The sequence below is a fragment of the Stenotrophomonas sp. TWI273 genome (assembly GCF_039674765.1).
Lineage (GTDB): Bacteria > Pseudomonadota > Gammaproteobacteria > Xanthomonadales > Xanthomonadaceae > Stenotrophomonas.
On the sequence record NZ_JBDJOA010000002.1, the window covers coordinates 279,176 to 292,647 of the forward strand.

At 66.7% G+C, this 13,472-nt stretch carries 8 protein-coding genes; 4 read left to right on the top strand and 4 right to left on the bottom strand.

The genetic code is table 11. From position 1 onward, the window contains the following. The first annotated feature begins 34 nt into the window (after positions 1-34). Positions 35-910, top strand: a complete 876-nt coding sequence (locus ABE571_RS03670; RefSeq protein WP_313211340.1) for an energy transducer TonB — start codon at positions 35-37, stop codon at positions 908-910. Positions 911-982: 72 nt separating this feature from the next. After that, positions 983-1,840 carry a protein tonB gene (locus ABE571_RS03675; protein WP_346493200.1) on the top strand — a complete coding sequence of 286 codons (858 nt, stop codon included), beginning with the start codon at positions 983-985 and terminating at the stop codon, positions 1,838-1,840. Positions 1,841-1,882: 42 nt separating this feature from the next. Here ABE571_RS03675 and ABE571_RS03680 read toward each other — a convergent pair whose 3' ends face one another. The 3 genes from ABE571_RS03680 to ABE571_RS03690 form a co-directional block, all read right to left on the bottom strand. Then, a complete protein-coding gene (locus ABE571_RS03680; RefSeq protein ID WP_313211338.1) occupies positions 1,883-3,469 on the bottom strand; it encodes a sensor domain-containing diguanylate cyclase in 1,587 nt (528 codons plus the stop codon). Positions 3,470-3,643: 174 nt separating this feature from the next. Then, entirely contained in the window at positions 3,644-4,660 is a 1,017-nt protein-coding gene (locus ABE571_RS03685) for a cupin-like domain-containing protein (RefSeq protein WP_313211337.1), read from the bottom strand. Between the two features lie 111 nt (positions 4,661-4,771). After that, positions 4,772-7,783: a TonB-dependent receptor gene (locus tag ABE571_RS03690; protein WP_313211336.1), complete on the bottom strand. Its 3,012-nt coding sequence runs from the start codon at positions 7,781-7,783 to the stop codon at positions 4,772-4,774. A gap of 421 nt (positions 7,784-8,204) precedes the next feature. On the opposite strand from ABE571_RS03690, the gene ABE571_RS03695 reads away from it, so the two are divergent. Then, positions 8,205-9,482, top strand: a complete 1,278-nt coding sequence (locus ABE571_RS03695; protein WP_346493201.1) for a sugar MFS transporter — start codon at positions 8,205-8,207, stop codon at positions 9,480-9,482. A gap of 9 nt (positions 9,483-9,491) precedes the next feature. Here the strand turns inward: ABE571_RS03695 and ABE571_RS03700 are convergent, their stop codons facing one another. Beyond that, positions 9,492-10,499: a LacI family DNA-binding transcriptional regulator gene (locus ABE571_RS03700; RefSeq protein WP_313219451.1), complete on the bottom strand. Its 1,008-nt coding sequence runs from the start codon at positions 10,497-10,499 to the stop codon at positions 9,492-9,494. Between the two features lie 389 nt (positions 10,500-10,888). Between ABE571_RS03700 and ABE571_RS03705 the strand changes: the two genes are divergently transcribed. Continuing rightward, positions 10,889-13,420, top strand: a complete 2,532-nt coding sequence (locus tag ABE571_RS03705) for a glycoside hydrolase family 3 N-terminal domain-containing protein (protein ID WP_346493202.1) — start codon at positions 10,889-10,891, stop codon at positions 13,418-13,420. Positions 13,421-13,472: the final 52 nt, after the last annotated feature.

Below are 13,472 nucleotides of genomic sequence, written 5' to 3' on the forward strand. Positions count from 1 at the left end.
CTACGCTGTCAGGTATCCACAAGGAGATAGTGCGATGCGTTGTTCCCCTATTCTTGCCCTGGCACTGGCCTTCAGCGGCGTGGGCATGGTCGTGGTCCCCGATGCGGACGCACAGACCAAGCGCGAGGTGCGCGAGCAGGCCGAAGCCAGCATGGTGCTTACCGGCGAGATCGATATCGGTACCGAAGGCCAGGTCGAAGCGTTCCGTCTCGACAAGCCGGACCAGGTGGACGAGGGAATCGTCCGGTTCGTCGAACGTGCGGTGCACACCTGGCGCTTCGAGCCGGTGCGGCGCCAGGGCCGCGCCGTCAAGGCGCGTGCGCCGGCCAGCATCCGCCTGGGGGCAAAGAACAACCCGGATGGCACGGGCCAGGTCACCCTGCTGGCGGCGAGTTTCGACACGTACGACCCAACCGATACCAGCAGCGTGACCGGCAGGAAGATGTCGCGGCCGGCGTATCCGGAGGACGTGTTCAATGCAGGGGGACGCGGTGACGTGATCCTGCTGATCCAGGTCGGGCGCGATGGCAACGCCCTGGACGTGGCGACCGAGCAGGTCAACCTGCGTGTGATCGCCAATGAGGCGAACATGCGGAAGATGCGTGACAAGCTGTCGCGGGTAGCGATGGGTGCTGCGCGCAAATGGACGTTCAGGATTCCGACCACCGGCGAGTACAGGAATGAAGCCAGCTGGACCATCCGGGTGCCGGTACGCTTCTCCTTCGGAGACGACGCCGAGCGCTACGGTCGCTGGGATGCCTATATTCCCGGCCCGCGCCAGCAGGCGCCGTGGCGCAGGGACATGGACATGGCTGCCGATGGCAAGGCCGATATGCTGCCGTCCGGCGGGGTGTTCATGGCCGATGCCGCCGGCAAGGGGCCGACCCTGTTGACGCCGCTGGGTGGCTGACCCTGCATGCCGGCCCCAGTGGGTAGGCTGTCGGTACCGATGACGATGAATGGCACAAGGAGAAACAACGCGATGGACATCATCCAGGCAATCGCCGTGGCACTGGTGCTGGCAGCAGCGCCAGCGCACGCGGCCAAGCCGTCGGCCGATGTGCCGGTGGAAATGGGGATGCGGGTCGAGGGCACCCTCGACATTGGCGACGACGGCCGCATCACTGCGCTGGAGATCGACAAGCAGGACCTGCTTCCGGAGGCAGTGGCCACGCTGGTGCGTGACACCGTGAAGAACTGGGAATTCGAGCCGAATGTGCGTGACGGCGCCCCGGTACCGATGGATGCGCGGATGACCGTACGTGTCGTCGCCCAGCCGGGTGCGAACGATACCTTCAACGTGCGGCTGATCAGTGCACATTTCGATGGCGCCCGGAAGGATGCCTCGGGACGGGAAATCAAATCCAGGGTGCGTACGCCACCCCCGCGCTACCCCGCCGACGTGTTCCGCGTGGGTGGGCAGGGCACCGTGTACCTCGCCCTGAAGGTTGACCGGGAAGGGCGTGTGGTCGACCAGGTTGCCGAGCAGGTGAATCTGAGAAGCACGGGGACGGCAGCCCAGATGGATCGCATCCGCAGTCGCCTGAGCAGGGCATCGCTGGACGCCGCGCGCAAGTGGCGCTTTCCGCTGAGCGCGGAGGACGCCAGCCTGGAGGCGCCGTTCCGCACCTACCGCGTGCCGGTCAGTTTCGCGATCAACACCGCCATGCCTGACGACCTGGCGCAGTGGCGCGCTTACATTCCAGGACCACGCAACGCCATCCCGTGGTCCACACGCCCGGAGAGCGCCGGCTTCTCGCCGGATCTGCTGACCGACGGCTCGGCTACGTTGGCCGGCGACCCCAACGCGCCGCGCCTGCGCACCCCGCTGGGCAGCTGAGCCTGACACGGGCCGCGGCGCATTGCGCCCGCGACCCCGGTGTCAACTGGTGCCCGTGCCTTCAGGCTGCGGGTACACCACGGTGCGGTTGCGGCCCTGTTCCTTGGCCATGTACAGGGCCTTGTCGGCCAGCCGCAGCGCCTGCTGCGGATCATCGTGATAGGTCGGGTAGTGGGCCACGCCCAGCGACACGGTGACCGTGCCGACCTGCTCGAACACTTCGGCGGCCACCTGGATGCGCAGGCGCTCGGCCACCTGCGCGGCATGGAGGGCATCGATGCCCGGCAACAGGATCAGGAACTCCTCACCGCCGTTGCGGCAGAGCAGATCGGTGTCGCGTGAGCCATCGCGCATCAATTGCGCGATGCGCAGGATCACGGCGTCGCCGACCGCATGACCGAAGCGGTCGTTGATGCTTTTGAAGCGGTCGATGTCCAGCGCGATGATCCCGAATGGCTGGCCGCGTGCCTGCCAGTCTTCCAGCCCCTGCTGCAGGCCGCGCCGGTTCTGCAGGCCGGTAAGGGGATCGGTCATGCTGGCGCGGTTGAGCTTGCCGATGCGGTCCTGCAGCAGGTTGAAGCTGTACAGCAGGGCGGCTTTGAGCTGGGCGACCTCGTAGTACCAGGCCCGGATACCGGTGACGTGGCGGATCGCGATGCCGGTGTCGCGGTTCTGCACGTTGCGCGCCAGCTGCCATAGCGGCAGCGAGATGCGCCGCGCGAACCACCAGGTGATCAGCAGCGACAGGATGCCCAGCGGAATCGCATTCCAGATCACCGCCGACATCAGCTTGGACAGTGAGGCCAGCGTGGCGGTGGTCGGCCGCTGGGCCACCACGCCCCAGCCAACGCTCGGCACCGGCGCGTACCCGGCCAGCATCTGCACGCCGTGACTGTTGCGTACCTGCTGCGCGCCGGAGTGGCCTCGGGTCACCGCCTGCACGGCCGGGTTCTCCAGCGCGAACTGGCCGACCCGGTCCTGTTCGATGTGGTACAGGATGCGACCGTTGCGGTCGACGACGTACAGGTAGGACCCATCGCGGTAATAGTGCTTGCCCAGCAGCGATTGCAGGATGCTGCGCTGGCGCAGGTAGATCGTGCCGCTGACATAGCCCTGGTACCTCCCCTGCGCGGAGAAGATCGGATGCGAAATCGCCACCACCAGGCGCCCGGTCGCGGCCTGGTAGGGGTCGCTGATGAAGGGGACCCGGCGCTCCAGGGCATCGCGGTTGCCGGCGCTCTTGAGCAGCACGCCCTGCAGGGCCAGGCTCTGTGGGGAGGTCGCCAGCACGGTACCGCCGGCATCCACGATCAGCACCGAGTTGAAGCTGTTGGTCTGCAGCTGCAGGCGTGCGGCTTCTGCTTCCAGTTCGCTGCGATCATGCACACGCTGGCCGAGCAGGGTGGCGCTGTAGGCCACCTGCTGCTGCGCTGACAGAACGAAGTTCTGGGTCGACTCCGCCAGCTTGCTGGCATACACACGGTTGGCTTCCAGCGTATTGCCGATCAGCTGCTCGCGCTGCACGCGGTAGCTGGCATGCAGGGTATTGGCCAGCGCGATGAGCGCGCTGAGCAGGGCCAGGGCAAGGATCAACTTGCCCAGGTTCAGACGGGTGGACAACGGACGCATGCGGTTCACGGGCGGCAGGGTGCAGCACCAACCGGAACATGCGGATGGAACGGCAGCAGCGAAACAGTCAGGAGCGCACGACCCCGCCCCCGGGCGGTCAACAACTCGTTGGGCGGCGATTATTGCGGATTACACCCCCACGTGGGTGAAGTCGGCGCCGCCGTGGTGGCCCGTTCAGCGCTCCAGGCGCTTGCGCAGCACGCCGCGCAGATGATCGGCGCCGGCCTGGTCGAGTGGCCCGAGCACGCCGCGCACCGTTTCGGGAATATGCGCGGCGGTGTGGTCATCGGCCTCGAAGACATAGTGCTGGAACATCGCCTGCCAATGCGCACGCTGTGCCGGTGGCAGATCGCGTATGGCCAGCAGCGATAGCATCAGTGCGTTCATCGGCGCATCCCGCCACGCCGGCACAGGCCGCCACCAGTAATTGACCAGTACATTGAACGCCTCCAGCCCCTCCATGTGGTGCCACCACAACGAGGGGATGAACACCGCATCGCCGGGGCCGAGTTCGGCCACCTGTGCGTGGGCCAGCGCCTCGCTGAAGCGCGGGAAGCGTGCCAGGTCCGGTGCGGCGAAGTCGACCAGGCTGACGGCCTGCCCGGCCGGCGTGAAGTCCAGTGGCCCGATATACAGATTGCCCACCTGCGCCGGCGGGAACAGGGTGACCCGGCGGCGGCCGGCGGCCACGCAGGCCAGGTTGTCCGGCACGTCCTGGTGCGCGGCGATACGCGAGCGGTTGCCGATCCAGATACTGGCCAGCGGATCGTCCACGCCGAGCGCAAGTGCATTGGCCCGGCGGAAGCCGGGCAGGAAACTGTCCAGCGTGGTCGAGGCGACGTAGATCGAGGGTGGCGTCGGCGCGGTGGCGTACTTGAGCAGGGTGTCGAGCACGACCTTCAACGGAATCTGCTCGCGGCGGAAATTGAAGCCGCTCATGTCGGCGTTGTAGAACACACGCCCCTTGGCCTCCGGCGGCGCCGTGGTGGCGGTGACCGGCATCGTGCCGTGGTCGAACTGTTTGAGATGGGCGACCGCCGCCTGTGCGGACTGCGTCGCCGCGCTGACCAGCGGCCACTGCGCCACCAGCCCGCGGATCACTTTCGGTGTCGTCCAGCCGGGCAACTGCGCGTGCAGCTGCGCCGGATCCAGATCATGCAGTTCCTCGATCGGGCCGGGCATGGCAGACATCGGCGTCCTGATGGCAGAGGCGGGTGGCGCCCACGGTAGCGCGGGGGTGGCGGAAGCGAAAGGCCGCGGGGTGAGCGCGGCCTTCCGGTGCTGCGGGTCGGTACAGCCGACTCAGAACTTGTAGCGAACGCCGAACATGTAACGCGGCCCGGTCTGGGTGGCGTAGCGCAGCATGTTGGAATGGCGCGCGTAGGTGCGCATGGTCTCGTCGGTCAGGTTGATCGCCTCCACACTCAGCGTCAGCTGGTCGCTGACCGCGTAGCTGATGTTGAGATCGAGCTGGCCGTAGGCTTCGGTGTAGTTCGGGTTGGGCCCCTGGCCGCCGATGCCGTTGAGGAACTTGTCGCGCCAGTTGTAGGCCGCACGGACCTGCCAGGCGTTCTTGTCGTAGAACAGCACCGCGTTGGCAGAATCGCTGAGGCCGATCATCGGATACTGGTCGCCCAGGCTGAGGTTGTCGAAGGTCAGGCCGGATTTCACCTTGGTGTAGTTCGCCGCCACGCCAAAGCCGGACTGGCCGAACAGGTGCTGCACGGCCACTTCCCAACCCTGGAGGTGGTCCGAACGCTGGTTGGCCGGCAGGGTGACATCAAACCCGGCGATCGGATCACCCGGCTGGCCGACGATGCTGCCGGTCAGCTGACCGGCGGAGTTGACACCGGTGGAGGTCACGCCCGGGTCGCCGGCATGGTTGGTGAAGATGTAGTTGCGGAGGCACACCGTATCGGTAGCCACGCAGCCCGATGCCAGTGCCTCGTTCCAGTAGGCGCCGCCCACCGGGGTGTGCAGACTGCCTGCATCCTCACGCGCGATCGTATTGCTGATGAAGTTCTTGATGTTCTTGCGGAAGAAGCCGACCGAGGCGTAGCTGGCCTCTCCGTAGTACCACTCCAGCGAGAGATCGACGTTGTCCGAGAGCAACGGCTCCAGTGCCGGGTTGCCACGCGAGCCGGTGCCGCCCTGGGTGCGCACGATGTTGTCCAGACGCTGCCCGCTTTCGATCTGCGTCCAGCCCGGACGGCCGAGGCTGCGGCTGTAGCTGCCGCGCAGCGCCAACGATTCGCTCAGGTCCAGCTTCAGGTCGAGATTGGGCAGGATGTAGTCGTACTTGCCCTTGCCACCCACGAAGGCGCCTTCCTCGGCGTAGGTGATGTTGAATTCGTTGAGCGAATTCCAGCTGATGGAGGTGGGTACGCGCACCAGCGCCTGCGATTCCACCTCGGTTTGTTCGTAGCGCACACCCGCGGCGATATGCAGCGGCATGTTCCAGTCAAAGGTAGTGCGGTATTGCAGGTAAGCGCTCTTGGACGTTTCCGTGGTACGGATGTCCTCGGAGTATTCCGTCGGGGCGACATAGCAGGTGGGGCAGGCAGGCTCCACGCCATTGGCCACCTGGGCGGCACGATCGCGCAGGCGGTCGAAATCGAAGACCAGGAACTGGCCCGTCAGGCGCGGATCGTTGTGGCCGGAGAACGCCTTGAAGTACTTGCCCATGTCATCGGCGTACCAGATGCTGTCATCGTAGTCCGCAGGCGTACCGACGCCACCCCAGCTGTCTCGCTGCATGATGGCCGCGGCCGAGCGATTGTCCACCTTGGTGTGGCCCACGCCGAAATCCAGCGCGGAGTAGTCGGCAAAGCGGAACACGCCCTTGGCCTGCAGCTGCTCCACTTCAGACTTGTTGTAGCTGTTCTGGAAGACCGAGCCGGTCACCAGGGCATCCGACGCCTGGATGCCGCCAGGAGGCAGTGCGATGTTGATGATGGGGAGGTCGCCGCTGTAATCCACCGTGGTCTTGCCACGCACGTAAGCGGCGACGCCCAGCACGCCCGCCGAGCCGTAGGGGCCATCGGGCTGCGATTCGGCACTGGCGCGGTTGTAGTCGAAGGACAGGTCCAGCGCGTCGTTGACCTCCCACTCGACGTTGAAGCCCACCGCTTCCATGTTGTTCTTGGTCGCCAGCTTCATGCCGCCCATGGCCACGTCGCCGTTGACCACGTCTTCGCTGTAGACGATAGGCGCGGCAACCGGGCCGTTGGTCCAGGTGCTGTCGCCAGGGCCATAGTTGAACCACACCGACAGTTCGCTGCGCTGCTGCTGGACCTTGTTTTCCACATAGGTGTAGTCCAGCGTGGTGGTCACGTTGTCCAGCGGCTTCCACTGGAACGTGGCCTGCCCGTTGGTGCGCTGCCGCTGCACCGCATTGACGTTGTAGGCCGAGTTCTGCGGGCGGCCATAGATATCATCGGCGCCCGGGCGGTTGGTGATCCGGTCGGCATAGCCCGTGCCTGGTTGTGGCAACGCCCGCCAGTCGGTGGTGTCGCTGCCACGAAGGGTCGCCCAGCCTTCGGCCACGGTCGCCTGGTTGAAGCCCGAGTCGCGTTCCTGATGGCTGGCACTGAGTGCAACACCGAAGCGTCCGTCGGCGTAGGTCTGGCTGAAGATGCCCGATAGCTCACCGGTGATGTTGGACCCTTGCAGCGTGCGCGGCACGTTGTCGTTGGAGGTGTCGTGCACCGCCTTCAGGCCCAGGCTGACGACCGGCGCCGCCTCCAATGGACGCAGCGTCTTTATGTTGATGGTGGCGCCGATGCCGCCCGTCGGATTGTCGGCGCGGGTGGTCTTGTAGACCTCGACGGCCGAAATCGATTCGGAGGCGATATTCGCAAAGTCGAACGATCGCGAACCGTTCAGGCCAGCACCGCCGTTGCCGAGGTTGGACGCCGGCATCTGCCGGCCGTTCAGGAGCACCAGGTTGTAGTCCGGGCCGATGCCGCGCACGGTGACTTTGGAGCCCTCGCCGCTGGAGGTGCGGTCGATCGACACGCCGCTGATGCGCTGCAGCGATTCGGCCAGGTTGGTATCCGGGAACTTGCCGATGTCCTCGGCAATGATGCCGTCGACCACCCCCTGGCTGTCGCGCTTGAGGTTCATCGACGAGGTGAGGCTGCCACGGATGCCGGTGACCTGCACCGCATCCAGCGTGGTGGGATCGACGCCATCGGGGGCCGTCGTGGTGTTCTCTCGGGCCGCAGGATCCTGCGCCCAGGCCGGGCCGGCCAGGACAGCGAGAAGTGCGGAGGTGAGCATCGCCTTGCGGGGTACGGCCTTGTACGTCTTCATGATGATCCCTCCCCAGGGAATTCGATCGTGGCGGTTCTGCGTTGTGTCGGCGCGGGGTCCAGTGCGCACGGCCCGGATTGGAGCCATGGTTGACAGCGTTGTCAACAAACGCACGTGGCGATGCGCTTGCGGCCGACGCCGAGCTGTGTCGTGCGTTGCAGTCGGGACGGCTGCGCGCGCGGCGGAAACACTGCAGCACGGGCGTTGTAGCTCGATTCTGCGGGAACGTGGGCCGCCGGAATGGCGATGCTGATCTGTTGTGCAGTGCAGAACGAAACTGCGCGAAGGCATTCGGGCGCGTGCACTGCAGCATCGGCCGACCCTCGGATCCGATTGCTGACAGCGCTGGACAATCGCGGTCCAAGCAGGTTCCATGTCTGGCCGCCGACTGGCCGGCACTCCCAATCTGGAAGGACATGCAATGGACACTCCTGCTGCCGTCCGCGGACAACATGTGCAAAGCAATGGCGTTGCACTGGCCGTGGTCACCGCCATCTTTTTCATGTGGGGCTTCCTCACCTGCCTCAACGACATCCTGATCCCGCACCTCAAGGCGGCGTTCGCCCTGACCTGGGTGCAGGCGATGCTGGTCCAGTTCACCTTCTTCGGTGCGTACTTCCTGATGTCGCTCCCCGCCGGGCGCCTGGTCGCGGCGGTGGGTTACAAGCGCGGCATCGTGGCCGGGCTGGCCATTGCCGGTGTGGGCGCGTTGCTGTTCTGGCCGGCCGCGCAGGCGCATGTGTACGGCCTGTTCCTCGGCGCGCTGTTCGTGCTGGCCACCGGCATCACCGTGCTGCAGGTGGCCGCCAATCCCTACGTTGCGCTGCTCGGGCCGGAACAGACCAGTTCCAGCCGGCTGACGTTGGCGCAATCGATGAATGCGCTGGGCACCACCATCGCGCCGCTGTTCGGTGGCCTGCTGATCCTCTCGGCCGCGCCGCGCACGGCCGATGAGCTGGCGCTGCTGCCGCACGCTGAAGCGCTCGCGTATCGCGCTGCTGAAGCGCAATCGGTGCAGGTGCCTTACTTCGGCCTGGCAGTGGCGCTGTTCGTGCTGGCGGTGGCGATCTGGATGTTCCGCCTGCCGACCATTCCCGGCGTGGAAGGCGAGGCTGCCACCGGCAGGGGCCGCCTGCGCGATGCGCTGCGCCACCGCCACCTGCGCTATGGCGTGCTGGCGATCTTCTTCTATGTGGGTGCGGAAGTCTCGATCGGCAGCGTGCTGGTCAACTTCCTTTCGATGCCGGGTATCGGTGAGGGGCTGACCGAGCAGGAAGCCACGCGCTACGTGTCGTTGTATTGGGGCGGCGCGCTGGTCGGGCGTCTGCTCGGTGCGGCATTGCTGACCCGTCTGGATCCGCGCCGCATGCTGGGGGTCTTCGCGTTGATCGTCATGGCCCTGCTGGCGGTGACGATGCTGGGCAGCGGCAACCTGGCCAAGTGGAGTGTGGTCAGCATCGGCCTGTTCAATTCGATCATGTTCCCGACCATCTTCGCGTTGGCGATTGCCCGCCTCGGTAGGCTGACCGGCCAGGCATCGAGCCTGCTGGTGATGGCGATCGTCGGTGGGGCGGTGATCCCGCTGGCGATGGGTTGGCTGGCCGACCATCATGGGCTGCAGGTGTCCTTCCTGCTGCCGATGCTGTGCTACCTGTTCATTGCGTTCTACGCGTGGCGCGGTTCGCGCCACAGCGGCTGAGGCAGGCGATCAGCGGCGACGCGGTGGGTGCGTGGATTCGCGCACCAGCACCGCGTGATCGACGGTGATCATGGTGCCGGCGTCCGGCGAGCGGATGTGATCGATCAACTGCTCGGTGGCCAGCCGCCCCATGGCGGCGGTCGGCTGCCGCACCGTGGTCAGCGCCGGGTAGATATGCCCGGCGATCGGGGTGTCATCGAAGCCGCAGACCGACAGGTCCCGGGGGATGCGCAGGCCGCGTTGGCCGGCGACGCGGAACACTGCGGCGGCCATGTCGTCGTTGGCGGCGAAGATCGCCGTGGGTGGCTCTGCCAGATCCAACAGGGCGTTGGCCGCGTCGATGCCGGATTCGAACGAGAACTGGCCGTTGACCACCAGCGCCGGGTCGTACTCGATCCCGTACTGGCGCAGCGCCTGGCGATAGCCGGCGTGGCGCCACTGGCAGGCGCCATGCGCGCGCGGGCCCTTGATGTGGCCGATGCGGCGGTGGCCCTGCGCGACCAGGTGGCCGATCAGTTCGACCACCGCCGTGGTCTCGTCCATGCGCACGCCGATGCAGCCTTCGGGGTGCCGCGGCGCAATGGACGCATACGGAATTTCGTGTTCTTCCAGATAGGCCAGCACCACTGCGTCGTCGGTCAGTGGCGGGATCAGCACCACCCCGTCGGGGCGCGAATTCTCGAACAGCGCGGCCAGATCGGGCAAGGTGCGGCGCGCCGTGCCGACCGGGCCCAGGATCAGGTTGTAGTGGTTGGCGTGGCACGCCTCCAGCATCCCGTTCTGGATTTCCATCAGGTAATTGCGCGAGGGGTTGTTGTAGACCAGCGCCAGCGCATACGAGCGCTGACCGGCCAGGCTGCGCGCCGAGAGATTGGGTTTGTAGCCGAGGCGGGCCACCGCGGCCAGTACGCGATCGCGGGTTTCCACGCGCACGTTGGGCTCGTTGTTGAGCACGCGGGACACCGTCTTGATCGATACACCCGCAACGGCGGCGACATCCTCGATACGACTACGCATGGTGCGGGGGTTCCTCTTGGAGGGGCGGGCGGGCAGCTGCCGATGGTAGTGCGGGTGTGTCACATCGATGTTGCCGATGCAGGCGGATGTTGCCATGTCGGCGACGTGCGTGGCGGGTTCGTGTTTTTCCATGCCGCGATGCAGCAGTTCACGGGAGGGGCGGACACACGCTGCGCCGGCGATCCCTGCTGCAGCGGGACTTCGGCCGCAACCCTGCCCGACCGCGGTTGACAGCGTTGCCATGGGCTTATATGACAGCGCTGTCAGACAGGGGCGCTGACCGACGCAGTATCGCTACCCCGCCGGCCATCGACATCGCAGCGCGAGCGGTGCCCGGCTGCGGTCGCGCCCGTCCCGTTCGCGCGTATTTCATCAGAGGAAGATGTCCAGTGACCAGCTCCAACAAGACGATTCTCGCCACCTGCCTGCTGGCCGCGCTGGCCTCGACGGCGGGTGCCGCACCGGCCACCGGTGAACGCCTGCAGGACTGGCCCCACGTGGCCAGCGCGATCGCGCCGGATGCCGCGCTTGAGGCGCGGGTGCGGGAAATCGTGGCGGAGATGACGCTGGCGCAGAAGGTGGGCCAGATGACCCAGCCCGAGATCAAGATGATCACGCCCGATGAGGTCCGCCAGTACTACATCGGCTCGGTTCTCAATGGTGGCGGCTCCTGGCCGGGCATGGACAAGCACGCCACGGTGGCGCAGTGGCTGCAACTGGCCGATGCCTATCGCGCGGCCTCGCTGGCCACCGATGCACGCACGCCGATCCCGGTGATCTGGGGCACCGATGCGGTGCACGGTCACAACAACGTCTACGGCGCCACGCTGTTCCCGCACAACATCGGCCTGGGCGCGGCGGGCGATGCTGCCCTGATCGAGCGGATCGGCCAGGCCACCGCACACGCGGTGCGCGCGACCGGCATCGACTGGGTGTTCGCGCCGACCCTGGCGGTGGCGCACGATCCGCGCTGGGGCCGTACCTACGAAAGCTATTCCTCCGATCCACATGTGATCCGCGCCTTCGCACAGGCCTACGTCAAGGGCGCGCAGGGACGTTTCGGCGATGACGGCAACGTGGTCGCCACGGCCAAGCACTACATCGGCGATGGCGCGACCGACAACGGCCGCGACCAGGGTGAGGCGCTGGTCGACAAGGCCACGATGATCAACGTGCACGGGCAGGGCTACTACGGCGCGCTCGGCGAAGGCGTGCAGACGGTGATGGCGTCGTTCAACAGCTGGAACGACCGCAGTGGCGGGGTCGACTACGGCAAGATGCACGGCAACAAAGCCCTGCTGACCGGTGCGCTGAAAGAGAAGATGGGCTTCGACGGTTTCGTCGTGTCCGACTGGAACGGCATCGCCCAGGTGCCGGGCTGCCGCAACGACAGCTGCGCGCAGGCGATCAACGCCGGCATCGACATGGTGATGGTGCCCGACGACTGGAAGGCCTTCATCGCCAACACCATGGCCCAGGTGGAGCGCGGGGAGATCCCGATGGCGCGCATCGATGATGCGGTCACCCGCATCCTGCGCGTGAAGCTGCGTGCAGGCCTGTTCGATCACAAGCCGTCGGACAGCCGCTACGCCGGTGATGTCGCTGCCGTGCAGCACCGTGAGCTGGCGCGCCAGGCGGTGCGCGAGTCGCTGGTGCTGCTCAAGAACGATGCGAAGGTTCTGCCGCTGCGCCGCGATGCACGCGTCATGGTGGTCGGCAAGAGTGCCGACAACCTGTCCGATCAGTCCGGCGGCTGGTCGCTGACCTGGCAGGGCACCGAGAACCGCAATGCCGATTTCCCCCACGCTGATTCGGTGCTGGGGGCGTTGCGTGCCGAGCTGGGCACACAGAACGTTGCCTACAGCGCTGATGCCACCGCGCTGGATCCCACCCGGTTCGATGTGGTGGTGGCGGTGATTGGCGAGACGCCGTACGCCGAGACCAACGGCGACATCCTGGCCTCTGATTCGGTCAGCCACAGCCGCGCCTATCCGCAGGATCTGGCGGTGCTGCGCGCGGCCCAGGCCAGTGGCAAGCCGGTGGTGACCGTGTACTTCTCCGGGCGTCCGATGTACACCAACGACCTGCTCAACCAATCGCAGGCCTTCGTGGCGGCGTGGCTGCCGGGCACCGAGGGCAAGGGCATCACCGATGTGCTGGTGGCCGGCAAGGATGGCAAGCCCGTGCATGATTTCCGCGGGCGCCTGAGCTTCCCGTGGCCGGGCGTTCCCTGCCCGGCGCCGATCGACCGGCCGGACCCGAAGCGTCCGCCGCTGTTCGCGCTGGGTCACGGCCTGGCCTACAGCTCGCCCGGCACGCTGACGCGCCTTCCCGAAGCCAATCCGGACAACTGCGGCGAGGTGACCACCCTGCCGATCTTCAACCGGGCTGACACGCCACCGTTCGCGCTGCATGTGGCGGCCGGCGGCGCGACCCAGCCGCTGGGCAACGACCTCAACGCCACGCTGCGCTGGCCGGCCGCCGCGCCGGTAGTGCAGGTGCGCACCGTGCAGGTCAACACCCAGCAGGACGCGAAGGAAGTCACGTGGCTGGCACCGGCGCAGTTGATCGCGCGCAGCACCTCGCGGCGCAACCTGGGCGCGCTGGCGCGCAACCACGGCGCGCTGCAGTTCGACCTGCAGCTGGTGCAGCGCCCGACATCGCCGGTGACGGTGAGCATGCAGTGCGGCACCGGCTGCGACGGCGGCGTGGATATCGCGCCGCTGCTGACCACGCTGGCGCCGGGCCAGAAGCAGGCCGTGACCGTGCCGCTGGCGTGCTTTGCCAAACGCGGCGTGGACCTGGGCGCGGTGGAAGCGCCGTTCGTGGTGAGCGCCGACACGCCGTTTGCGGCGGCGTTTACCCAGGTGCGCGTGTCGGTGAATGCAGACAAGGCGCCGGGCGTGGTGCGCTGCCCGTAGAGCCGGGCTCTGCCCGGCCGGCGTTCGGCGGAGGATGTGTGGAGCCGGCCAG

Excerpts from the sequence above, each read along its gene's own strand:
- ABE571_RS03680 (WP_313211338.1), bottom strand. The coding sequence starts at position 3,469 with ATGCGTCCGTTGTCCACCCGTCTGAACCTGGGCAAGTTGATCCTTGCC.
- ABE571_RS03700 (WP_313219451.1), bottom strand. The coding sequence starts at position 10,499 with ATGCGTAGTCGTATCGAGGATGTCGCCGCCGTTGCGGGTGTATCGATC.
- ABE571_RS03695 (WP_346493201.1), top strand. The coding sequence starts at position 8,205 with ATGGACACTCCTGCTGCCGTCCGCGGACAACATGTGCAAAGCAATGGC.
- ABE571_RS03690 (WP_313211336.1), bottom strand. The coding sequence starts at position 7,783 with ATGAAGACGTACAAGGCCGTACCCCGCAAGGCGATGCTCACCTCCGCA.
- ABE571_RS03670 (WP_313211340.1), top strand. The coding sequence starts at position 35 with ATGCGTTGTTCCCCTATTCTTGCCCTGGCACTGGCCTTCAGCGGCGTG.
- ABE571_RS03675 (WP_346493200.1), top strand. The coding sequence starts at position 983 with ATGGACATCATCCAGGCAATCGCCGTGGCACTGGTGCTGGCAGCAGCG.
- ABE571_RS03685 (WP_313211337.1), bottom strand. The coding sequence starts at position 4,660 with ATGTCTGCCATGCCCGGCCCGATCGAGGAACTGCATGATCTGGATCCG.